Origin of the sequence: Sporolactobacillus shoreicorticis, assembly GCF_024125445.1 — a bacterium.
Taxonomy (GTDB): domain Bacteria; phylum Bacillota; class Bacilli; order Bacillales; family Sporolactobacillaceae; genus Sporolactobacillus; species Sporolactobacillus shoreicorticis.
On sequence record NZ_JAMXWM010000021.1, the window covers coordinates 14,492 to 35,328 of the forward strand.

18 protein-coding genes, 1 pseudogene and 1 riboswitch are annotated in these 20,837 nt (G+C 45.1%); of the genes and pseudogenes, 12 read left to right on the forward strand and 7 right to left on the reverse strand.

Features of this window, described 5'->3' with window-relative positions; genetic code table 11:
- Positions 1-184: 184 nt before the first annotated feature.
- Positions 185-1,306, reverse strand: a complete 1,122-nt coding sequence (locus NIE88_RS15355) for an ROK family transcriptional regulator (RefSeq protein WP_253063450.1) — start codon at positions 1,304-1,306, stop codon at positions 185-187.
- A gap of 383 nt (positions 1,307-1,689) precedes the next feature.
- Here NIE88_RS15355 and NIE88_RS15360 point away from each other — a divergent pair, with 383 nt between their 5' ends.
- The 3 genes and pseudogenes from NIE88_RS15360 (at position 1,690) to NIE88_RS15370 (ending at position 4,884) form a co-directional block, all read left to right on the forward strand.
- Entirely contained in the window at positions 1,690-2,412 is a 723-nt protein-coding gene (locus NIE88_RS15360; protein ID WP_253063451.1) for an LbetaH domain-containing protein, read from the forward strand.
- A gap of 142 nt (positions 2,413-2,554) precedes the next feature.
- Positions 2,555-3,508 (forward strand): annotated as a pseudogene (msrA, locus tag NIE88_RS15365) (peptide-methionine (S)-S-oxide reductase MsrA).
- 134 nt (positions 3,509-3,642) lie between these two features.
- A complete protein-coding gene (locus NIE88_RS15370; protein ID WP_253063452.1) occupies positions 3,643-4,884 on the forward strand; it encodes a DUF2075 domain-containing protein in 1,242 nt (413 codons plus the stop codon).
- 23 nt (positions 4,885-4,907) lie between these two features.
- On the opposite strand, the gene NIE88_RS15375 is transcribed toward NIE88_RS15370, so the two are convergent.
- Positions 4,908-5,888 carry a LacI family DNA-binding transcriptional regulator gene (locus NIE88_RS15375; RefSeq protein WP_309247046.1) on the reverse strand — a complete coding sequence of 327 codons (981 nt, stop codon included), beginning with the start codon at positions 5,886-5,888 and terminating at the stop codon, positions 4,908-4,910.
- Between the two features lie 189 nt (positions 5,889-6,077).
- Positions 6,078-7,427, reverse strand: coding sequence for an amino acid permease (locus NIE88_RS15380; protein ID WP_253063454.1), 1,350 nt, complete (start codon positions 7,425-7,427; stop codon positions 6,078-6,080).
- Positions 7,428-7,618: 191 nt separating this feature from the next.
- Between NIE88_RS15380 and NIE88_RS15385 the strand changes: the two genes are divergently transcribed.
- The 4 genes from NIE88_RS15385 to NIE88_RS15400 are packed head-to-tail and all read left to right on the forward strand — an operon-like array spanning position 7,619 to position 10,302.
- Complete coding sequence (locus tag NIE88_RS15385; RefSeq protein WP_253063455.1) at positions 7,619-8,287, forward strand: YhbD family protein; 669 nt, start codon at positions 7,619-7,621, stop codon at positions 8,285-8,287.
- A complete protein-coding gene (locus tag NIE88_RS15390) occupies positions 8,284-9,012 on the forward strand; it encodes a hypothetical protein (protein WP_253063456.1) in 729 nt (242 codons plus the stop codon). Before NIE88_RS15385 ends, NIE88_RS15390 begins: the two co-directional genes overlap by 4 nt.
- 28 nt (positions 9,013-9,040) lie before the next feature.
- Positions 9,041-9,766: a bactofilin family protein gene (locus tag NIE88_RS15395; protein ID WP_253063457.1), complete on the forward strand. Its 726-nt coding sequence runs from the start codon at positions 9,041-9,043 to the stop codon at positions 9,764-9,766.
- A 23-nt stretch (positions 9,767-9,789) separates the two neighbouring features.
- The gene (locus NIE88_RS15400) at positions 9,790-10,302 is read left to right on the forward strand and encodes a DNA-deoxyinosine glycosylase (RefSeq protein WP_253063458.1); all 513 of its coding nucleotides are present in this window, start codon (positions 9,790-9,792) and stop codon (positions 10,300-10,302) included.
- Between the two features lie 5 nt (positions 10,303-10,307).
- Here NIE88_RS15400 and NIE88_RS15405 read toward each other — a convergent pair whose 3' ends face one another.
- On the reverse strand, positions 10,308-10,670 hold the full coding sequence (locus NIE88_RS15405; protein ID WP_253063459.1) for a DUF4181 domain-containing protein: 363 nt from the start codon (positions 10,668-10,670) through the stop codon (positions 10,308-10,310).
- Positions 10,671-10,712: 42 nt separating this feature from the next.
- Positions 10,713-12,299, reverse strand: a complete 1,587-nt coding sequence (locus NIE88_RS15410; RefSeq protein WP_253063461.1) for an amidohydrolase — start codon at positions 12,297-12,299, stop codon at positions 10,713-10,715.
- Between the two features lie 233 nt (positions 12,300-12,532).
- Here NIE88_RS15410 and NIE88_RS15415 point away from each other — a divergent pair, with 233 nt between their 5' ends.
- Positions 12,533-13,717 carry a pyridoxal phosphate-dependent aminotransferase gene (locus NIE88_RS15415; RefSeq protein WP_253063463.1) on the forward strand — a complete coding sequence of 395 codons (1,185 nt, stop codon included), beginning with the start codon at positions 12,533-12,535 and terminating at the stop codon, positions 13,715-13,717.
- A gap of 72 nt (positions 13,718-13,789) precedes the next feature.
- A riboswitch (SAM riboswitch) is annotated at positions 13,790-13,892 on the forward strand.
- 248 nt (positions 13,893-14,140) lie between these two features.
- Here the strand turns inward: NIE88_RS15415 and NIE88_RS15420 are convergent.
- Positions 14,141-15,016: an SDR family oxidoreductase gene (locus tag NIE88_RS15420; protein WP_253063518.1), complete on the reverse strand. Its 876-nt coding sequence runs from the start codon at positions 15,014-15,016 to the stop codon at positions 14,141-14,143.
- A 184-nt stretch (positions 15,017-15,200) separates the two neighbouring features.
- On the opposite strand from NIE88_RS15420, the gene NIE88_RS15425 reads away from it, so the two are divergent.
- Entirely contained in the window at positions 15,201-15,971 is a 771-nt protein-coding gene (locus NIE88_RS15425; RefSeq protein WP_253063465.1) for an outer membrane protein assembly factor BamD, read from the forward strand.
- 525 nt (positions 15,972-16,496) lie between these two features.
- Positions 16,497-17,522: an NAD(P)-dependent oxidoreductase gene (locus NIE88_RS15430; protein WP_253063467.1), complete on the forward strand. Its 1,026-nt coding sequence runs from the start codon at positions 16,497-16,499 to the stop codon at positions 17,520-17,522.
- A 377-nt stretch (positions 17,523-17,899) separates the two neighbouring features.
- On the opposite strand, the gene NIE88_RS15435 is transcribed toward NIE88_RS15430, so the two are convergent.
- On the reverse strand, positions 17,900-18,448 hold the full coding sequence (locus NIE88_RS15435) for a GbsR/MarR family transcriptional regulator (protein ID WP_253063469.1): 549 nt from the start codon (positions 18,446-18,448) through the stop codon (positions 17,900-17,902).
- Between the two features lie 331 nt (positions 18,449-18,779).
- Here NIE88_RS15435 and proV point away from each other — a divergent pair, with 331 nt between their 5' ends.
- Both proV and NIE88_RS15445 read left to right on the forward strand, forming a co-directional pair.
- Complete coding sequence (gene proV, locus NIE88_RS15440; protein WP_253063470.1) at positions 18,780-19,985, forward strand: glycine betaine/L-proline ABC transporter ATP-binding protein ProV; 1,206 nt, start codon at positions 18,780-18,782, stop codon at positions 19,983-19,985.
- Positions 19,982-20,830 carry an ABC transporter permease gene (locus tag NIE88_RS15445; protein WP_253063471.1) on the forward strand — a complete coding sequence of 283 codons (849 nt, stop codon included), beginning with the start codon at positions 19,982-19,984 and terminating at the stop codon, positions 20,828-20,830. The genes proV and NIE88_RS15445 overlap by 4 nt, the downstream gene beginning before the upstream one ends.
- Positions 20,831-20,837 lie beyond the last annotated feature (7 nt).

Consider the following 20,837-nt stretch of genomic DNA (forward strand, 5'->3'; position numbering starts at 1 on the left):
TGCTTTCGAATGCATCATAACACATACTGAATAAAACGTAAATCATTTTATAAAACTATTTTATAAAATTGCTGTGCTAAAATAGGCCCTCATTGATCCGCACAATGTTGTTAAAATCATGCTGTTGATTGCTTCACCGCTGCAGAGGACATAATTTTTGATACCCAGTATCCTTCCCTATTCATCAAATGGAATCGATAAAGCGCTGAATCGCCGACAACCCCGCACCACGTGATACGGGATTGATTTTTACAGCACCAAGTTCAATATAATGGTCATGGTCTGGGAAAGCGGTTTTTTGTTGAACCAATTGATGCAGGCACTCAATATCTGTTTCATTCATATATTGCACAATTTTTCCACATAGGATCACTTTATTGTCAATAAACATATGCAGATTGTTTACGGCAATGGCTAAATAATCCATATAGGCCTGCCAGCGTTTTCCCGTACTTGTTTTCCCGGCGCGTAAATCGCTAAAGAATTGTTCTGCAGATTCTCCTTCAACCAATAATGAATTGAGGGAACAATAAGTTTCCAGACAACCTCTCTTACCACAGTAGCAGAGGCGGCCGTTCGGATTAATGGTAGTATGCTCCATCGTACCACTGCGTCCGTTTTTACCGGAATATATTTTCCGATTAATCATGATCGCTGCGCCAAGATGGTGACTGATTGTCAAAAAAATGGCATCCTGTACGGTGGGATTGGCCCAATGCTCAATTGTTGCCACACAAGAAGCGTTATGAAAGAAACGACATGGAATGTCCATGCTGGCTTGAAACTTATCGATCCTCATTCCGGTATTATTTAAAATTTTTCCATAGATGACCGTTGTACCGTCAAATGAGATCAGACCCGGAAATGCAATGCCGATCTCCAGAATGTCGGATCTGAGAATGTCTGTTTCGGCAATAAAGGCGTGAAGCCGGGTGCAAAGCTTTTTTACATAGTCGCTTGTGTTTTCAAACGGAAGGTCCATTCGTTTTTCGTTAATTGCCATGCCATACAAGTCGACCATGGACAAAATAACCGAATCATGTGCAACCTCGACACCAATAGTTATTTTTGCGCGTGAGCGGATCCCATAAGCAGTCGGTTTTCGCCCCACTGAAGAATCGAGTTTGCCCTGAGTAATGATGAGGCCCTCATGAAGTAAGTGCATCAGATTTTGCGTTACGGTTGGCAGACTTAAATGCAGCTTATCGGCAATCTCTTGTTTCGAAAGCTTGCGCTGTTTATACAGAAGATGGAAGATGTCTCGTTTATTTACTTGTTTCATATTTTTAATGGTCGTTCGATCCATTTATCGTCACCTATTTATTCGGATATTCCTCATGCACGCCGATAAAATCATGTGGCCGGCAGTTTCAGTTTCACTTTAGCATCTACAAAAAGGGATTTCAATGAATAATATAAAACGGTTTCATTAATTTGAGACAATTTAAATCAATCAGCTCAAATGATTACGAAGATTATGGCATGACTCCACTATAAAACGATCCGCGTTATGGATATAATGGAGAAGGATCTGCCTGAGTGGCTCAAGTCAGTAATGGCCGCATTTTTTATACAAAAAGAAATGAAAAACTAATGCCTGGCTGACTTCCGAGGACTCAGACCCAGCCAAGTTTTTCTGGAAAATACAGAAGAAGGCCGGTCTCATCATAAGTAATGGAGGTTATTTGAATGAGTGAAGAACAACTGAAGCTTAGCTATTTTTTTGAAAATACGGAGAGCTTCTATGTTCCCGAAGTTTTTCAAGGTGTTGTGTATCCTTGGGAAGCACTGAAAAAAGCGACGGAGATTATTGAGGAACGTGTGGAAAAAAATAATCTGAAAAAGAACGACGGAGAACTTGCTGAGGGCAGCTATCTGCATGGCAATTATTCGATTGGTGCAGGGACACAGATCCATTCGCAGGTAACGATTGAAGGTCCGGTGATTATCGGTGAAAATGTGACGATTCAATCCGGTGCACTGATTCGTCCGTACACGATGATTGGCAACAACTGCGTCATCGGTCATGGCTGCGAAATAAAGCACGCGATTATCAGTAATGGCGCTAAGGTACAGAGCTTCACGTTCGCGGGTGATTCAATCATCGGACGGGGCGCCCGTGTCGGTTCAGGTACAATCATCGCCAACAGGCGTTTCGATCAAGGGATTATCGGTGTCAAGGTGGGTGGAACCTATACACCGTTCGATACGGATTTCTTCGGTTGCGTGCTCGGTGATTACAGCCGCATCGGCGCTAACTCGGCGACGCTTCCGGGAACCTGTATCGGACCGTATACATGGGTATTTCCACTGACACGCGTACATGGATTTATTCCAAAAGAAACACGCGTAGCGACGGGCGGCAAAGAGCTTACGCTGACCCCGAATAAAAAAATGAAGCTGAAGCCGTAAACAGGAGCTGAATAGAGAGAGGAGCGTTCCGACAGAGGGGTGCTCCTTTTTCGTGCCAATTATTGGCAGTGAGAAAGCCGCAAATTTTTTGAAAAAGGGGCAAAATGATAGAATCATACATAGATTAAAGGAGTGGATTAGAATGAGTCGAACGGAAAAAGCAACTTTTGCGGGCGGATGCTTTTGGTGTATGGTACAGCCTTTCGATCAGCAGCCGGGCATTGTTGAAGTCGTGTCGGGTTATACGGGTGGCCGGACGGAGAATCCGACTTATCGTGAAGTATGTTCTGGGAAGACCGGTCATGCGGAAGCGGTGCAGATTACTTTTGATCCGGATGTCTTTCCTTATGAAAAATTGCTGGAGCTCTATTGGCAGCAGATTGATCCGACGGATCGCAAAGGACAGTTTCATGATCGAGGCAGTCAATATTGAACGGCTATTTTTTATCATAATGACCGACAAAAAAGACTTGCTGAAACGTCAAAGCAGGCGCTTGAACAAAGCGGACGTTTCCGGAAATCAATTGTGACGGAAATCGTTCCGGCGGGACCGTTTTATCCGGCCGAGGCTGCGCATCAGAATTATTATCGGAAGGACCCGATCAGCTATCGACGTTATCGTCAGAGCTCGGGACGCGCTGATTTTATCGCGGAGCATTGGAGAGAAAAAAAGAATCGCGAGCAATTAAAAGAACAGCTGACACCGATTCAATATAAGGTCACACAGCAGAAGGGAACAGAAGCGCCGTTTCAAAATGAATATTGGGACAACAAGAGACCCGGTATCTATGTGGATCTGATCTCTGGTGAACCGTTGTTTTCGACGATCGATCAATATGACGCAGGCTGCGGCTGGCCGAGCTTCATTCGGCCAATCAGTACCGATCAAATCACAACGCACTCAGATGATTCTTTCGGCATGATTCGCACTGAGGTTAGAAGCAAACTGGGCGATTCCCATTTAGGCCATGTCTTCCCGGAGCCGTCTGTTTCGACAAAGCATCGTTTTTGCATCAATTCAGCCGCACTGCGATTCATTCCAAAGGATGATTTGAAGGCGGAGGGTTACGGCGAGTATGCTGATTTATTTAAATAAACACACGGTGAAGTGATCCTCGGATCACTTTTTCAATGCAAAAAAAAACTAAATCTCTGATTGAACCAAAGGCTTGCCAATTGGGAAGTTTTTCTTTATGGTTCAAGGTATCATAGAATGAGGAGGTTTTGCAGATGATACAAGCCACGAGTGCTAATCATGATCATAATCAAGCCATTTTTAAATTATCACCCTTCAAAAAGCTCTCGCAGCAGCAACTGGAGCTGAGGCTGAAAATCATCCGTTTCTGCAGAGTGCATGTTCCCAATGACCAAACGTCCTTGTTTGTTATCCAAGGGGACGCGGGAACGGGGAAAAGTGTTGTGCTCAATTCGGTATTCAATGAAATTCAGACAGCTGCGCGTGCGGGGAACGCTGATGATTCGCTTGCGAATACGAGAAATTACCTGATTGTCAATCATTCGGAAATGATCAAATTGTACAAAGAAATCGCCGAGCAGCTGCCGAATGTGCGCAAAAAAGACTTTATTCGGCCAACCTCCTTTATTAATCAAATGCGGAAATCCGGGAAACGCGCCGATGTGGTGTTGATTGATGAGGCGCATCTTCTCTTGACCAAGAGCGATCGTTACAATCGGTTTTATCAGGCCAATCAACTTGAAGAAATTTTAAAACGCAGCCGCGCGGTGGTTATGGTCTTTGATGAAAAGCAAGTGCTGAAACTGAAAAGCTATTGGAATGAAAGCAATGTTCAGGCATTCATGAAACGCGTGCCGCATGAACATTTCTATTTGACCAATCAGTTTCGTATGCGTGCTCAGACTGATGTTCTCAATTGGATTGATGCATTTATACATAAAAAAATTTTGCCGTTTCCTAAAAAACAGCCGTTCGATTTTCGCATCTTTGCGGATGCAGGCGTCCTGTACCAAGTCATCAAGGCGCGAAACAGCCAATATCATCTTTCACGGCTGATCGCAACCTATGATTATCCTTACACGCTGGACGGCAGCGATTACTACATCGACGAACCGAATTTTCATCTGCGTTGGGACCGCTCGAAAACGGCAGAGAAACAGGCGTGGGCGGAGCGTGCCGATACGATTGACGAAGTGGGATCGGTGTACACGATTCAAGGCTTTGATTTGAACTACGCCGGTGTGATCCTTGACCCGTCGGTCTCCTATGACGAGACAAGTGATCGGATCGTGATTCGTCCGGAAAGGTATCAGGACGGCGCCGCGTTCATAAAGCGAAACGATGTAGCCCATTTGGATAATGTTAAGGAGCAGATCATTTTAAACTCGATCAATGTGCTGATGACACGGGCAGTCCATGGCTTGTATCTCTATGCAAGCGATTTGAAATTGAGAGGCAGGCTGGTGGAGCTGCAGACCAAAAGAAATCGTACATAATTAAGTCAGCTCAGATGCCGTGTTTAAAGCTGCTCCCCTCGTCTCAGTTTCACCGGCAGCATGTAATTTTTTTTGATGTCGGTGAAATCATTGTTTATTTCTTTTAAGAGCAGGTCGACGGCTAATTGGGCCATGGCCCGAATGGGCTGAACGACGGTCGTTAGTTCGGGCAGACAGGTTGTAACCGTTTCCGTTCCGTCATAGCCGATAATAAAAATATCCTTTTTTCGGTTTCTGACCATACTGAGTGCGATTGCGGCGGTAATATCATCGCTGAGAAACATGCCGTCAAGGTCGGGATGTTCGTCTAAAATTGATGAAAGCATCTGTTGTTTGGTTTCCGTGTCAAAAGGAAGTTCCACTGTATATGTTTTAAAAGGCAGTCCGTGCTCCGCAAGTACATCTTCATACCCTTTTCGCCGCTGATAGCTGGACGGTGCCTCATGCTGCGGTGCACTGTTAATGTGGATCGTCTTGGTCCGACCTTGACGCAGCAATTCCTCCGCGGCGATTCGTCCCCCTTGGTAATTATCGCTGCTTATAACCGTAATGGTGTCAGAAACTTTGCGGTCAATAGCAACAATGGGCAGGTGCGCGCGCTGATAAGTGTCAATGCCGACATTATGGGCACCGACGATCATTCCGTCCACTTGGTTGGCAAGCAGCATATTCAAATACTTCGTTTCTTTATCTGCCTGATCCATTGTATTGCAAATAAGGACTTTATAGTTTTTTTCAGATAATATGTTTTCAATATGAAAGACGATTTCTCCATAGAAGGGGTGACCTGTTGTCGGGAAAATGAGCCCGATGAAATGTGTCTTGCTGACAAAGAGCGAGCGTGCGATTTCATTTGGATGATAGTTTAGCTGCTCGATGGCTTCATTCACACGCTGCCTTGTCTTATCACTGATCGCACCTCGGTTGTTGAGCACACGTGAAACGGTTGTCGGTGAGACGCCAGCGAGTTTCGCCACGTCTTCTAGTTTTGGTTTTTCTGTCACAATCGAAGTCCTCCTCATTGGCATGGGTGTTCTTGTGATTTCTTTAAATAAATGGATAAATTTCCTTCTTTTACTAGTATAGCGCATTTTTTTATTAAAAAAGGGTTTGTCGCGTACTTTCCGATGATTGAAAACAAAAGAAAAATTCCTGCCGTGGTGAGGGCAGGAATTTTTTTAATGCTTTGTGAGTCAGATGTCGGCTTTTTTCTTGCGATGAAGCAAGTAGGCGATGGCAAGAATCAGGAACCAGACCGGAGTGACAAAAAGCGCAACACGTGTGTCGGCAGCCATACCGATCAAGATAAGCAAAAAGATAAAGAAAGCGAGAATGACCCAATTGATGAATGGTGCGAACGGCGCTTTGAATTTTGAAGCACGGGACAGATCCGGACGCTTTTTCAAATAAATAATATGAGCCACCAAGATAACGCCCCACACCCATATAAAACAAATAGCGCTAATGCTGGTGACAAGTGTGAACACAATATCGGGCAGGAAGTAATTAAGAATAACGCCAACCGAGAGAGCGAGTGTAGAGCTCATGAGTGCGGTACTTGGAACGGCGCTTTTGCCCAGGACGGAAAAGCTCTTTGGTGCATTGCCAACGCGTCCGAGTGAGAAAAGCATGCGGCTTGTCGAGAACAGGCCGCTGTTGCATGCGGAGGCAGCCGAAGTGAGCACAACAAAATTAATGATGCCGGCTGCGGCAGGAATACCCACAAGTGTAAAAACCTTAACAAAGGGACTGTTATCCGCGTTCAGCTGTGTCCACGGAATGATGCAGAGAATGACAAACAGTGCGCCGATGTAAAAGAGCAGGACACGGATCGGCAGGCTGTTAATTGCGCGCGGTATGTTCTTTTCTGGGTCAGCGGTTTCAGCAGCGGTTACCCCGACAAGTTCAATACCGACAAAGGAAAAGACTGCCATCTGGAAACCGAGGAAGAAACCGTTAATGCCATGCGGGAACAATCCGCCGTACGACCAGAGATTTTGAATGGAGGCATGTCCGGTATCAGTTTTGAATCCGACAATGATCATAATTAATCCAAGAAGGATAAGGGCAATAATTGTAATGACCTTTATAATAGCGAACCAAAATTCGATCTCACCAAACATTTTTACTGTAAGTAAGTTCAATAGTGTCAAAACGATAAGGCATAGAAAAGCCGGAAGCCATTGAGGCACGTTAAACCAAAATTGTATGTACTTACCAACCGCAGTAATATCAGCCATAGCCGTCATAATCCAGCAGAACCAGTAGGTCCAGCCGGTTACAAAGCCGGCCCATGGACCAAGATATTCTACAGCAAAATCTGTGAACGATGTATAGGCCGTATTTGACAGCAGCAGTTCACCCAGCGAGCGCATAACAAAAAATAGTGCGACTCCGATGATCAAGTAGGCAAACAGAATAGACGGTCCGGCTAAATGGATTGCTTTTCCCGATCCGAGGAATAGTCCGGTACCAATGGCACCACCAATTGCAATCAATTGAATGTGGCGATTTTTCAGCTTTCTTTCCAGTTGTTGTGTCACTTCTTCATTTCCTTCCTGTTTACAGTCTCTATTTTTTGTGTTTCCAACGATTATTTGTGTGCAGACAGTGTTTTTTTATTATAGCAAATTGAATGTCAAAATTAACTGGAAGTTTAAACGTAAGAATTTCTTTGTAATAAAACAGTGTTATGTTATACTGACTTCAGTATTAGGGAAATGGGGAATCATTTATGGAAGATGAATTGATTGCCAAGAAAGATTTACTGGAAATAACCGGAATTTCATATGGGCAGCTATATCGCTGGAAAAGAAAGAAGCTGATTCCGGAAACGTGGTTCATCCGTAAAGCCACGTTTACCGGTCAGGAGACCTTTTTTCCGAAAGCTAAGATTCTGAAGCGTGTCCAATCCATTTCAGAGTTGAAGGATACACTGTCACTTGATGAGCTTGCTGAACGTTTTTCCCCACAGTCGGTTACAAAAATAGTTTTATCCGAAGTAGAATTGCTTGATCGAAACATTGTTTCGGAAATGACGCTCGCTATTTTCAAGGAATTCGGCTCCGCGCGGCATTCTTTCGATTTTCATGACTTGCTGGCCATGTTCCTTCTTGATCACTTGCTGAAAGCGGGTCAAATGAATCGCGCCGAAGCAAATGATTTGCTGAATGTACTGAAGGAAAGCAGCCATAAAATTTACGACAAGAACAGTTGTCTCTATTTTATTCGAAAGATGGGCGTTTCCATAGTATTCATTGCCGCAGATGATGTGACACTTTATTTTGACGGGGGCGTGAAGGTTATTGACAGGCAACTGATTTCTGCGAGTGTTGAGGTACTCAAAGCGTGTATTGAACAATCCGATCAGGATGAGAATTCAAAGGGGGACGCGCAGTCATGAACCAAAAATCAAGGCAGAATATGAAAGTTATGGGTGAGACACAATCGGAGGGCGGTGTGTTTGACCAAGTACGCATTATGGGTGAGTGCACGATTACCGGTTCCGTTGAAGCGAATTCATGTAAAGTGATGGGCGAATGCGTGGTGTCAGGCGATCTTTGCAGTGATTATTTCCGTAATATGGGCGAAGCGGCCATTGATGGCAGGCTGGCAGCTGCAGAGTCTCGGTTTATGGGCGAGACACGTGTCAAAGGAGATTGCGCGTTGAAGAAATCATCCATCTACGGAGAATTATTTGCCGGACGGAATCTCACGGGTGAAGACTTGACGGTGCGCGGAATGCTTCACGTGGCAGGCGATGTGTCTCTGGAGACTCTTGATATGCGCGGCGGAATATATGTTGAAGGGATGCTTAATTGTGATGATGTTTCCATTACGCTGAAAATTAACACAGATCATTATGTGAATGAAATCGGCGCCGGACGTGTCTCGATAAAGCGAAAACATGCGCTGTTCAGTGCCGCACCGACAAAGCATTTTCGTGCGGAAACGATTGAAGGCGACCATGTTTCTTTAGAGTTTACTGAAGCCAAAGTTGTTCGCGGTGTCGATGTGGAAATTGCGGACGGCTGTTCGATTGGCCGCGTTGAGTACTCCGGATTCTATAAAACAAGTGGTCATTTTGATGTTGGTCAGGTAGTTCGTTTAGATCATAAGACAAATTAAATTCATTTTGAAATGGAGATGAATGAGAATGGCTGAGGAAAAGAAGAATTTATCCATTTTAGGTTCCGGAAGTGCGTCCGGAGGTTGTTATGAGGATGTGAAGATCAGCGGCAGCGGTAAAATTCAGGGCGACTTAATTTGTAACAGTGTGACGATTAACGGTTCAGGCCTCATCGGCGGCGATGTAAAAGCGGCAGATGTTGTGATCAGCGGATCGGCCGTTATAGAAAAGCGATTCATTGCTGAGTCAATTACCGTCAATGGTTCATGCAAAGCAAAAGGAGATGTCTCTGGGGAACGGATTCAGATCAGCGGCAGAGCCAAGGTACTTGGAGCCATTCATAGTGAAAGGTGCACGGTTTCAGGAATTTTGTCGGTTGACGGTGATTTAGAGGCAGAGGAATTTGTTGCGGAAGGTCCGGTGAAAATCGGCGGATTATGCAGCGCTGAGCGCATTGACATGACCTTGTCCGGCATGGCTTCCCATATCAAGGAAATCGGATGCGGGATCTTGACCGTGCGACGCCGATTTGTGCCCGCCCTGCTCGAACCGCTTTTGACCGCTTTCGGCAGAAAAAAACTGATTGCCGACACGATTGAAGGCGACCATATCGCTCTTGAAGATACGGAAGCAAAAGTCGTAAGAGGAAATCACGTGTCAATTGGCGCAGGCTGTTCCATCGGGCGTGTCTATTATAAGAGTGAATACAAAAAAGATGATAAGGCGACTGTGCGGTCGGCAGTTAAGGAATAACAGAATCAGAAAGGAGGGAATTAATGAATACAAATGAGCCCATTTATTCGATGCCAAAAATGATTGGAAAAGATGCGCATGTTCTGATTTTGGGGTCAATGCCCGGCGCTCAATCCCTGGCGAAGCAGCAATACTATGCCAATTCGCGGAATCAATTCTGGAGGATCATGTATGCACTTTTTAACGAAGAATATTCGAATCCGTCCTATGCCGAGAAAACGGAATTTGTTAAGAAGCATCAAATTGCTCTGTGGGATTCAATCCACTACTGCAAGCGCAGGGGCAGCCTGGACTCTGCAATTAAAGACGAAGAACCCAACGATATTCCCAGCCTGCTTCGCGAGCATCCGGACATCCGAGTAATTGCTTTTAACGGAAGCAAGTCTTTCGCGGTATTCAAGAAGCATTTTAAATCGGGGATCCCATCCCGTATAGACTTGATTAAAATGCCGTCGACCAGTCCGACACCTTCCCGATATCCAAAAACAATGGATGAGAAGATCGAGGACTGGTCGAAAATAAAAAATTACTTATAAACCGTTTAGTTTGGAAGGATTTGTAAAGCAGTGACAACTCCGAAAAAGACAGTCAGAAAAATAACTGAGGAGAGTGAGAACAGATATCGTCTTTTCTCGCGATCGTACTTCCATTCCATTAGAGCGCGCAGCGCATTGGCCAGCGCTACATAGATGATGACGACCATGGGCGCAGCATTGAAGAAAAAAAGAGCAATGAGGAATAAAAGGAACAAAACAGCTTCTAAGCTGGAATGAATTCTGTTGATCGGCCGATAGATCCAGCCTTTGCTTTCCGCGATGTTATACTTTTTTTTAAGGTAGCGATCCACGAGCAAATTTACTGCGAAAAAAATGATCCCGGTAAAGACAAAAGGAAGAATTTTCATAAGGAGCACCTCTTATTGAGTCAGAAAATATAAAACAACTGTTTATTTTTCAAAAACAATTCGTTCGTTCACAATCGTTTTGCGTATGATGATGCTGCGCAGGTCGGCCGGATCAATGAAAAAAGGATCTTGATCGAGAACGGTGAAATCAGCGGCTTTGCCGATCTCAATCGTACCGTGTGCAACATCCTGACCGCATGCGGCGGCGCTCCCTGTGGTGTAGAGAGAAATGGCTTCAAAAATACTCAATGCTTCTTCCGGAAAATAGCGTTTTCCATTCAAGTCTATATTACATGTACGGGTTACCGCCGCATGAATGGCCAAGAAAGGGTTAGGTACTTCAATCGGCGCGTCGCTGCCGCCGGCAACTGTGAATCCCTTTTTCCGGATTGTTTTCCATGCAAAAGCGAGCGGCGGGAAGGTCGGTCCGAGAACGTCAAGCGCCCATGGCAGATCGCTGCTCATGAATTGCGGCTGAATATCAAAAAGAAGTGGCATGTTTTGCGCCGCGTCCAGCATATACGGGCGCAGCCATGGCGTATGAATCATGCGATCCTTTTGCCCCGGAAGCGGTGGGTATTTTTTTAAGACATGGATTACCTTCTGAAAGGCGCGGTCGCCAATGATGTGAATCGCGACCGGCAGCTGCGCTGCGCGCGCCTGGCGAACAAGATGCTCAAACGCATCGTCCTGATGGAATTTTAAACCGTAATTACCGGGTTCTCCGGCATAGGGTTTCGTCATCAATGCAGTGTGAGAGCCGACCGTACCGTCATAAAAGATTTTCATCGCGCCAAGTGCGACAAATGGTCCGGATGTCCTGAGTTCTTGCGGCGCTTGAAGGCAAGCATCTAATTCTCTGTGATGAACCAGCAGATGCGCTCGGAATGGAAAATCTTCATTGATGGTGCTGCGGAATGCGCGCACGGTGCCTTCAAACCCATTGAAATAATGGAGATCTTCCGAATGCGCGCCAACAAGCCCCTTTTTCCATAAATCTTTCACGGCTAGCTTAATCAGCCGCTCCAGCTCTTCCTGACTTTCAGTAGGAAATTGATCAATGGCAAGCATCGAAGCCTCATCGCGCAGGACTCCTGTCGGTATTCCATCTCCGTCCAAGTCAATCATTCCGCCGCCTTCAAATACTTGGCCGCGCTTGAGCCCTATTTCTTTTATGAACGGAGTATTGATACTTACGGTATGATAGTCAATCCGGCGCACGAGAATCGGATGCACATCGCTGATCGTGTCCAAGTCGCGCCGCGTCAGCAACTGCGTGCTGTCGCTTAAATTGTTGTCGTCATAGCCTTCGACAAACAGCCATTCCTTGTCTTTTAACTGAGCAGCTCGTTCATTAATTGCCTCCAAACATGCTTTTTTCGTTGGATAGCCGTAAAGATTCAAGCGATCTAATGCCTGTGCGTACCAGAGCAAGTGCAGGTGACTGTCAACAAATCCGGGGAAAACGATTCCACCCTGAAGATCAACCATTTCCGCATTCCGTTCTTGAGCAATAGCGGCAGCGTCCTGATCTAAAGCAATGATCTTCTCTTTATCGGTGAGTACGTGTGTCGCAGTCTGCCCGGGTTTGTTCATGATGTAAAATTTCCCGTTCATCCATAGTTTCATTGATGGCACCTCGCTCTGATACTGTCTGGTATTTATTCTATTCAACCATAAGGGAAAAACCGCCGATACACAACCTTGAACGTTCCTTTTACCCGTCCATTTACGAAATGATTTTGCGATAGGATAGAAATCATCTGCTAAGATCGGTATAATAGCAGTACTGTAGATAAGAACGTGACGACTTGCATGGCGGTCGCAACAGAACTGTCTCGAAAAAAGTGAGGGATTTATATATGATTGCTGAGGAATTTAAACAAATGCTCGGTCAGAAGTCGGTGATTCGTGAACTGTCGGAGTATGCTGCCGAACGAGCGAAACAAGTAGGTTATGAAAACGTCTTTGATTATAGTTTAGGTAATCCGTCAGTATCGGTTCCCCGCGCATTTACCGATAAGCTGATCGAACTTGCATCAAGCGAAGATTCAATGGCCGTTCACGGATACAGTCCAAGCCTTGGAATCACCTCTGTTCGTGAAAAGGTTGCTGCTTCGCTTTCTGAGCGATTCGGCCTTAATTACAAGAAAGAACATATTTTTATGACATCCGGAGCGGCAGGCGCACTGGCTCATGCATTGCGTGCTGTTGTGACCGCAGGCGATGAAGTGATTACTTTTGCACCGTTTTTCCCGGAATATACGCCTTATGTGCACGGCCTTGGCGCTGTCCTGAAGGTTGTTCCGCCAGATACAGAAACGATGCAAATCAACTTCGAGGCTTTTGAGAAAATGTTCTCGTCGAAGGTTGCTGCCGTATTGATTAATACACCGAACAATCCTTCGGGAGCCGTGTATTCAACGGAAACGATTAAGAAGCTCGCCGCCTTTCTATCGGAAAAAGAAAAAGAATACGGACATGATATTTATTTAATTTCGGACGAGCCGTACCGCGAGATTGTTTTTGAGCACGTGGACGCACCTTACACTGCCCAATACTACACACATACAATTACATGCTATTCCTTCAGCAAGTCACTGTCGCTTCCGGGCGAGCGCATCGGCTATGTCGCCGTCAATCCGGATTGTCCGGATGCGGCGTTGATTATTACTATGTGCGGACAAATCTCGCGCGGCATCGGTCACAATTGTCCGCCTTCGCTGATTCAGCTTGCCGTTGCCCAAGTGCTCGACATGACCGCTGATCTGTCAGTTTACGAAACAAATATGAACATTCTTTATGACGGGCTGACAAAACTCGGCTTCTCATGCGTGAAACCGGGCGGAACCTTCTATATCTTTCCGAAGGCGTTGGAGGATGATGCCGTCGCCTTCTGCAAACATGCGTTAAAGTATGATCTGATCCTTGTACCGGCAGACAGCTTCGGCTGTCCAGGCTATTTCCGTATGGCCTATTGTATCCCGACGGAAAAGGTAGAACGCTCGCTCACGGCGTTTGAAAAACTTGCTAAAGATTATCAATGATTCATTGCTTTTGCATAGAGTGTTCGGCTGCTTCAATTGTTAACATTCGTTATGATCATATAATGACTTAATTGTTTAGCGAGAGAAGTGGATGGGCTGGCCCAACGAAGCTTCAGCAACCTTGCCCAAAGTGGAGGGTGCTGAATCCATCAGGTGCGAATCTGGAAGATAGGCAATGTTTATGAATACCAGAAACGTAAACTCTCTTAGGCACGCACTGCGTTCATAGGAGGGTTTTTTAGTTGGCGTTTTGGTCTCAAATCCGGGCAGCATCTGAATATGTATCGAGTAAACGGAAAAGAAGACACAAAATGACAGAGAACATTCAAGAAAGAACATTCGCTGCGAATCAGATGGGAAGGCTTCCACCGCTCACCTTTTTTCAGTTTATATAATAGTACCTTTTTAAAGTGGAGAATTAAGTTAAGAAGCCATCGTCTGCCCGGTAATATAGGATCCGTCATCGGATGCAAGTAAAACGTAAACAGGCGCAAGCTCAAAAGGCTGGCCCGCACGTTTCATCGGTGTATCTGCGCCTAAAGTCTTGACGACGTCCGCCGGCCATGAAGCAGGTTGAAGAGGAGTCCAGATCGGTCCCGGAGCAACAGCGTTCACGCGCACACCTTTTTCAGCGAGATTGTGGGCAAGTGCCCGTGTGAAGCTGACAATCGCGCCTTTTGTCGATGCATAGTCAATTAATTGACTGTTTCCGATATTTGCCTGCACGGAAGTCGTGTTGACAATACTGTCTCCGCTGTGAGGATGCGGTGCAACTGTCCGCGAGAGTCGAAAAAACGATTCGATGTTGACATCAAACGTTGTTTCGAGCTGTTGGTCCGAAATGGCTTCAAGTGAGGGCTGGGGAAATTGGACGCCGGCATTATTAATTAAAATATTGATGTGCCCAAATGTTTCAAGTGTTTTCGTGACGATTCGTTCGCCGGCATTTCGCTCGCGCAGGTCAATGGACAGCAGCAGGCATCTCCGACCGATTTTTTGTACCGCCTTCTGAGTTGTTTCTGCATCTTGATGTTCATTCAGATAGACCAAAATCAGATCGGCGCCCTCCTTTGCAAATGCAACAGCAACGGCACGTCCGATACCGCTGTCCCCGCCGGTTATGACGGCAATTTTATTTGTCAATTTTCCCGTGCCAACGTAGTTAGGATTGTCGAAAATCGGCAGCGGATTCATAAGGTATTCCATTCCGGGCTGCTGAGCCTGATATTGAGGCGGGAAGGTGATTGGGACATCTTTACAGTCAGTCATTGAACCATAATACGGAATAACGGGTTTCATCATTTAGATCCTCTCCCTAAAGATTTTCACACAGTATATGCGAATGTATGGGATGAGTGCCTATTCTTTCTTGATCTACTGATTAATTCCCGAAATCTGCCGATAATAAGAGAAAGAGGTCAAAAAACAAAGAAAAAATGATACTATATAAGAGACACAACGTCATATGAAGCCGGAGGCAGATATGAAAAAAATACTGTTAATTTTAGCGATGATTGTAGCCCTTGCCTTGAGCGGCTGCGCCAATCAGGAAAATCAAGCCTATGATCAGGCAATGAAAAAAGGACAGGCTGCTCTTGTTTCAAAAGATTATGATGCTGCGGCAAGTTATTTCAAAAAGGCATTAAGTCATAAGAAAAAAGATAAAAAGGCAACCACATTATTGACTCAAACCAATAATTTTCTGGCTGCAAAATCAATGATGGATCATCCGGATCAAGCGATTAAAGCGTTAAACCCGGTCATTCTTCAAAAAAACGGTTCGGGTGTTTTGAGAAAAGACGCAAGGGAGCTAAGAGACAAAGTGATGGCGGCAAAAAAACAAAATGCTGAAGGAACTTCATCTAATCAGACTTCTCAGACCTCATCAACGACATCGTCGGAAAGCAGCTCAACGGCTGTAGCGAGCAGTGCGGAGGATTCATCATCGTCTTCGTCTACTTCTGCAGCAACATCGGGCAGCAGTTCATCGGCAGGCGCCGCTAGTGACACGGTGACACAGAAACAGGCAGAAGCAGCTGTGATTAAAGCAGCAGGATATACACCGGACGAAGTTTATGTCGATACGACAGACAACGGTACTTATTACTCGATGGAACTGCGTGAGAACCATTCGAATGACAGTGCGGCAGATCCGGAAACTGCGCCGTCCGCAGGATTCTTCAGATACTATAAGGCCTCGGGAAAGGTTGCTCAGCTTGATCTGCTCAGCAATACGTACAAGGAAATTAAATGAATTTGTTTCGAAAATGAATCGGCATAAATTTAATCACTTTTTTGGGACTCATAAGCTGCGTCTGTGGGTCCTTTATTTTGTGCCAATCGTGTGTGCATGTGAAATTTTAAAGTCTGCGAAAAAGGAGGTTGGAAAGACATTTCCTGATCTTTTCGCTGCCGCACCTTGTTGTATCGCGATTGAGGCAAATAATTGTTTATCACTCATTTCTTAGGGTATCTCTAATGATAATGATGGTGTTAAAGCATCTGAAGAACAGGCGGACGTATAGTTTTCACAAAAAAATCATTTTTTTCTAATTGTGACATTACCAAGGCAATGTTATACTTTTAACGTGAAATAAGTTTTCCTGCTCATTCACATAAAAGTGGTTAAACTAAGATTCTTGGAAGGGTATGTGATGAGTGAGGAGAAAACTTTTTTCTTTATTGTGAAACGAATCACGAATCAAGCGGTTCAGGTTACAACCCCGGTGTTCAGAAATACCGGATGTAGAATAAACTTTCTTTAGGAGGATGTTTAAGCATGGCTTTTAAAATCATTGCGTATGGTGTAGAACCTTACGAAGAACATTTGTACAGTGAATTGAACAAATATGGTTATGAATTGACTCTCGTTAATGACTTGCTGACTGCCGACAATGGCAATCTTGCAAAGGGTCACGACGGCGTACTCCTTTTTGTTAACTGCCTCGCAGACCGCGCAAACCTTGAAAAATTCAGTGAATACGGCATCAAATACGTATTTACACGTACTGCCGGCTTTAACCATATCGACCTGCAAGCAGCTTCCGATCTCGGATTGAAGGTTGCCCGCGTTCCTGCTTACTCACCGAACGCGATTGCTGAACTGGCTGTTTATCTTGGAACAGCACTTCTCCGCCATACGGTTTATACAACTGCTCGTACATCGAAACTGAACTTTACCGTAACGGAAACAAACTTCAGCCACGAAGTTCATAAAGTTACCGTTGGTATTGTCGGAACGGGCCATATCGGCTGCGTTGAAGCAGAACTTTATAAAGGTCTTGGTGCGAAATTGCTTGGCTATGATATTTTCCAAAGTGATTTCGCCAAGAAACTGGTTGAATTTAAGGAATTGGACGAACTGCTTGCTGAATCTGATATCGTCAGCCTGCACCTTCCATATTTCCCTGGCAAAAATGAAAACTTTGTTGGTGACGACTTCATCGGCAAAATGAAAGATGGCGCAATCCTGATTAACACCGCCCGCGGCGAACTTGTTGATGAAGCTGCTGTTGTTAAAGCAATCAAGAGCGGCAAGCTCGAAGGATTCGGTGCCGACGTATTGACTGACGAAGCACGCTTCTTTGGCAAGGACTTCTCAGACGGCACCGAATTTCCGGATGCTACGATCAAAGAATTAATCGAACTCTATCCTAAAGTATTGATCACACCGCACGTAGCTGCAATGACCGACGTAGCTGTTTCCAACATGATTTCAACAAGCTACGATAACTTCAATGCCGTGATTAAAGGTGAAAGCCTTGGCCGCGCTGAAGTTGAACTCCCGCAGTCGGCTGCGAAATAATTATTAGTTTAAATAGAACAGCCTCGCCTTTTATGGCGGGGCTGTTTTTTTGACAAGTTAAGAAAGTAAGGTCATGGAACAAATGTGCAGGTCAGGGAATATCCCGCAGCTTGTTTGAGGAGGCTCCCGGACTGCCCGCAAGCGCACCAGCACCAGTTGATCGCGAGCAACCGGAGTGTATTCAAAACCAGGCGTGGATTCAGGACCGGGCGTTTTTTGCCCGGTCTTTCTTAAATAAAACATGCGTCTGACAGTGTCATGATCAGAAATGGATACAAGAAAGAAGAGAGTATCTCAAAAGTCTGCCTTTGATTTTAAGATACTCTCTTTTAAATTCTGTGCAAATGGTGATACAAGTCGCCAAAATCGGCAGGAGTTTATTTTTTTTCCTGATCCATTTTCTTCTTCACAATTTGGAACAACTCATCGCTGTCAAGAAAATCAAAAAGGTGATTCAGCCAGTTGTAGTAGTCCAATATATAGCGGTACTTATCCATGTCCTTTTGGATCAGTTCGCGATCAGTTTCTGAGAGCTCCGAGCTTTTCATAAGTTGGTTTAGTTCGTTCACAGATTGCAGTACAGCCTTTGTATTCATCGCGGTTACTTTTCGCCATTGATTCGTAAAAAAATCAATGAAGATCTGATACCAATCTTCCTGTGCTTCGTACAAGTCCTTTCGAATGCCTTTTCTCCAGACACGTTCAACCATATTCAGTTCCATGAGGGTGCGAACGGAAGTACTCATACTCGTTTTACTCATTTTTAATTCTTCTTTCATATCGTCCAAAGTCATGGGTTTGCCGTTAAAGAACAAAGTGCCGTATAGCCGTCCGATAGAGGGCGAAACACCGTAAAGATACATATTTTGCGACACCGACTCAATGACGCGTTCCCTTATATTATCAACGATCTCAGCGTGTTCCATTTCATTCACCAACTTCATTGTAAAATTAACTATAGTTCATTGTACCTTTTGCCATTCTCTCTGAAAAGATGAAATTGATTGAACATCTATTTATTCAGTATACAGGATTTTATCTGTTTGTACAGTTTGAACTGTATAAACAACTATGTTAACATGATACTATTGAAAGCAGCACATGAAAAGGCTCTGTGATCATGTCCGCTCTGATACGGTACCTGCCGGCCCTTGCGGTGTACCAAATACAAATAGATGCAGATCTTTGAGGAACTGAGGAAGCTCTGATTTTTTGTTTTTAAGAGCTTTTGCAATAAGATACGAGCGAGGTGTTTCAATGAAAAAGATTGAAGTGAAAAAAGCGACAAAAATATTCGGAAAAAATCCGAGACGTGGCTTGGAGCTTTTGAAAAAAGGGTTGAACAAAAAAGAAATCAAGAAAAAGACAGATTTGAATGTCGGAGTTTCCGAAGCAAGCTTTCACGTGGAAGCTAATGAAATCTTTGTGATTATGGGCCTTTCGGGCAGCGGAAAATCGACATTGGTTCGGCTCTTAAACCGTTTGATCAATCCGACCTCCGGAACAATTCTGATTGATGGAGAAGATATTACGCGAATGAATGCCGAGCATCTGCGCGAGGTACGCCGTAAAAAAATTAGCATGGTTTTTCAGGGGTTTGCGTTGTTTCCGCACCGAACCATTCTCGAGAACACGTTCTTTGGTCTGGAAATTCAAGGGGTTGATAAAAAAGAACAAATCGAACGTGCACACTATTCACTCTCACGCGTCGGACTTAAAGGGTATGAGGACAGCTACCCGAACCAACTGTCCGGGGGAATGCAGCAGCGTGTCGGTTTGGCACGAGCTTTAGCAAGTGATACGGATATCCTGCTTATGGACGAGGCCTTCAGTGCGCTCGATCCTTTGATCCGCAGAGAAATGCAGGATCAATTGCTGGACTTGCAGAGTGACATGAAAAAAACGATCGTGTTCATTACCCATGACTTGGACGAAGCATTGCGCATTGGTGATCGTATTGCGTTGATGCGGGACGGACAGATTGTTCAAATCGGCACTCCGGAAGAAATACTGATGAATCCTGCCAATGACTATGTCGAACACTTCGTTGAGGATGTCGATCTGAGCAAGGTCATTACTGCGGGTCATATTATGACGCGCGCTGAGGCCGTCGGCAATGACCGCGGAGCACGTGTTGCGTTGAAACTAATGAATGATAATGACATCTCCAGCATTTTCGTGGTCGACCGCAGTAAAAAGCTGCTCGGTGTGGCAGATGCGGATGATGCGGCGGCGGCCATTAAGGCGGAGACACCTTTGAGCGAAATTATAAAAAACGTGAAGTCGGTACAGGTGAATACACATCTGAGTGATTTATTTGACGACATCTCAAAATCGCCCCTTCCGCTTGCTGTCGTCGATGAACAAGACAGGCTGCTCGGACTTGTTCGTCGCGGGGCAATCATTAATGCGCTCGCAGGGAACACACCATTAACGAAAGAAACGGAGGTGCAGAACCTATGAGTGAGACTTTTTTACCAAAGATACCAATTGGCCATTGGGCGGATTTGCTGGTTCAATTCATCACAAATCATTTTGAAGGCTTCTTTGGTTATATTGCTGCGGGAATACAAAGCTTTGTCGATAGCCTGGTCTGGCTTTTTGCTTTTATGACTCCCATTGTCTTTATTCTTCTTTTAGCAGCGATCGCTTTTTGGCGCCGCGGTATCGGCGTCGCATTATTCACACTGATTGGTCTAATCCTTATCTATGACTTAGGCTACTGGGGACACGCCATGCAGACGTTCGCGCTTGTCGTGACTTCGGTTGTGTTGTCCATCATTATCGGTCTTCCACTTGGCATTTTATCGGGAATCAATAAGACTTTTCACCGCGTCTTGACGCCAATTCTTGACTTTATGCAGACTATGCCTTCATTTGTTTATTTGATTCCGGCCATTTTTCTCTTTGGTACCGGCATGCCTCCGGGCGTTGTGGCGACGATTGTGTTTGCCATGCCACCAACGATTCGTATGACCGGGTTAGGCATTCGTCAGGTTCCGTCGGACTTGATCGAAGCTTCAGATGCCTTTGGATCGACCACATGGCAGAAGCTTTTTAAAGTGCAGATTCCAATCGCAACGCCGACAATTATGGCCGGTGTTAATCAAAGCATTATGCTCTCACTGTCGATGGTTGTCGTTGCATCATTGGTTGGCGCACCGGGACTTGGCGCTGATGTCTATCTTGCGGTAACGTCGCTGCGCACAGACATAGGCGTTGAAGCAGGTCTGGCAATCGTAATCATCGCGATCATGTTGGACCGTATTTCACAAAATACTCGAAATAAAAAAACGGGGGGATCCTAACTTGAAA

Bases quoted from the DNA above. Each gene is read 5' to 3' on its own strand.
- NIE88_RS15355 (WP_253063450.1), bottom strand. From the start codon at position 1,306: ATGGATCGAACGACCATTAAAAATATGAAACAAGTAAATAAACGAGAC.
- NIE88_RS15360 (WP_253063451.1), top strand. From the start codon at position 1,690: ATGAGTGAAGAACAACTGAAGCTTAGCTATTTTTTTGAAAATACGGAG.
- NIE88_RS15370 (WP_253063452.1), top strand. From the start codon at position 3,643: ATGATACAAGCCACGAGTGCTAATCATGATCATAATCAAGCCATTTTT.
- NIE88_RS15385 (WP_253063455.1), top strand. From the start codon at position 7,619: ATGGAAGATGAATTGATTGCCAAGAAAGATTTACTGGAAATAACCGGA.
- NIE88_RS15390 (WP_253063456.1), top strand. From the start codon at position 8,284: ATGAACCAAAAATCAAGGCAGAATATGAAAGTTATGGGTGAGACACAA.
- NIE88_RS15395 (WP_253063457.1), top strand. From the start codon at position 9,041: ATGGCTGAGGAAAAGAAGAATTTATCCATTTTAGGTTCCGGAAGTGCG.
- NIE88_RS15400 (WP_253063458.1), top strand. From the start codon at position 9,790: ATGAATACAAATGAGCCCATTTATTCGATGCCAAAAATGATTGGAAAA.
- NIE88_RS15405 (WP_253063459.1), bottom strand. From the start codon at position 10,670: ATGAAAATTCTTCCTTTTGTCTTTACCGGGATCATTTTTTTCGCAGTA.
- NIE88_RS15410 (WP_253063461.1), bottom strand. From the start codon at position 12,299: ATGAAACTATGGATGAACGGGAAATTTTACATCATGAACAAACCCGGG.
- NIE88_RS15415 (WP_253063463.1), top strand. From the start codon at position 12,533: ATGATTGCTGAGGAATTTAAACAAATGCTCGGTCAGAAGTCGGTGATT.
- NIE88_RS15420 (WP_253063518.1), bottom strand. From the start codon at position 15,016: ATGAAACCCGTTATTCCGTATTATGGTTCAATGACTGACTGTAAAGAT.
- NIE88_RS15425 (WP_253063465.1), top strand. From the start codon at position 15,201: ATGAAAAAAATACTGTTAATTTTAGCGATGATTGTAGCCCTTGCCTTG.
- NIE88_RS15430 (WP_253063467.1), top strand. From the start codon at position 16,497: ATGGCTTTTAAAATCATTGCGTATGGTGTAGAACCTTACGAAGAACAT.
- NIE88_RS15435 (WP_253063469.1), bottom strand. From the start codon at position 18,448: ATGGAACACGCTGAGATCGTTGATAATATAAGGGAACGCGTCATTGAG.
- proV (WP_253063470.1), top strand. From the start codon at position 18,780: ATGAAAAAGATTGAAGTGAAAAAAGCGACAAAAATATTCGGAAAAAAT.
- NIE88_RS15445 (WP_253063471.1), top strand. From the start codon at position 19,982: ATGAGTGAGACTTTTTTACCAAAGATACCAATTGGCCATTGGGCGGAT.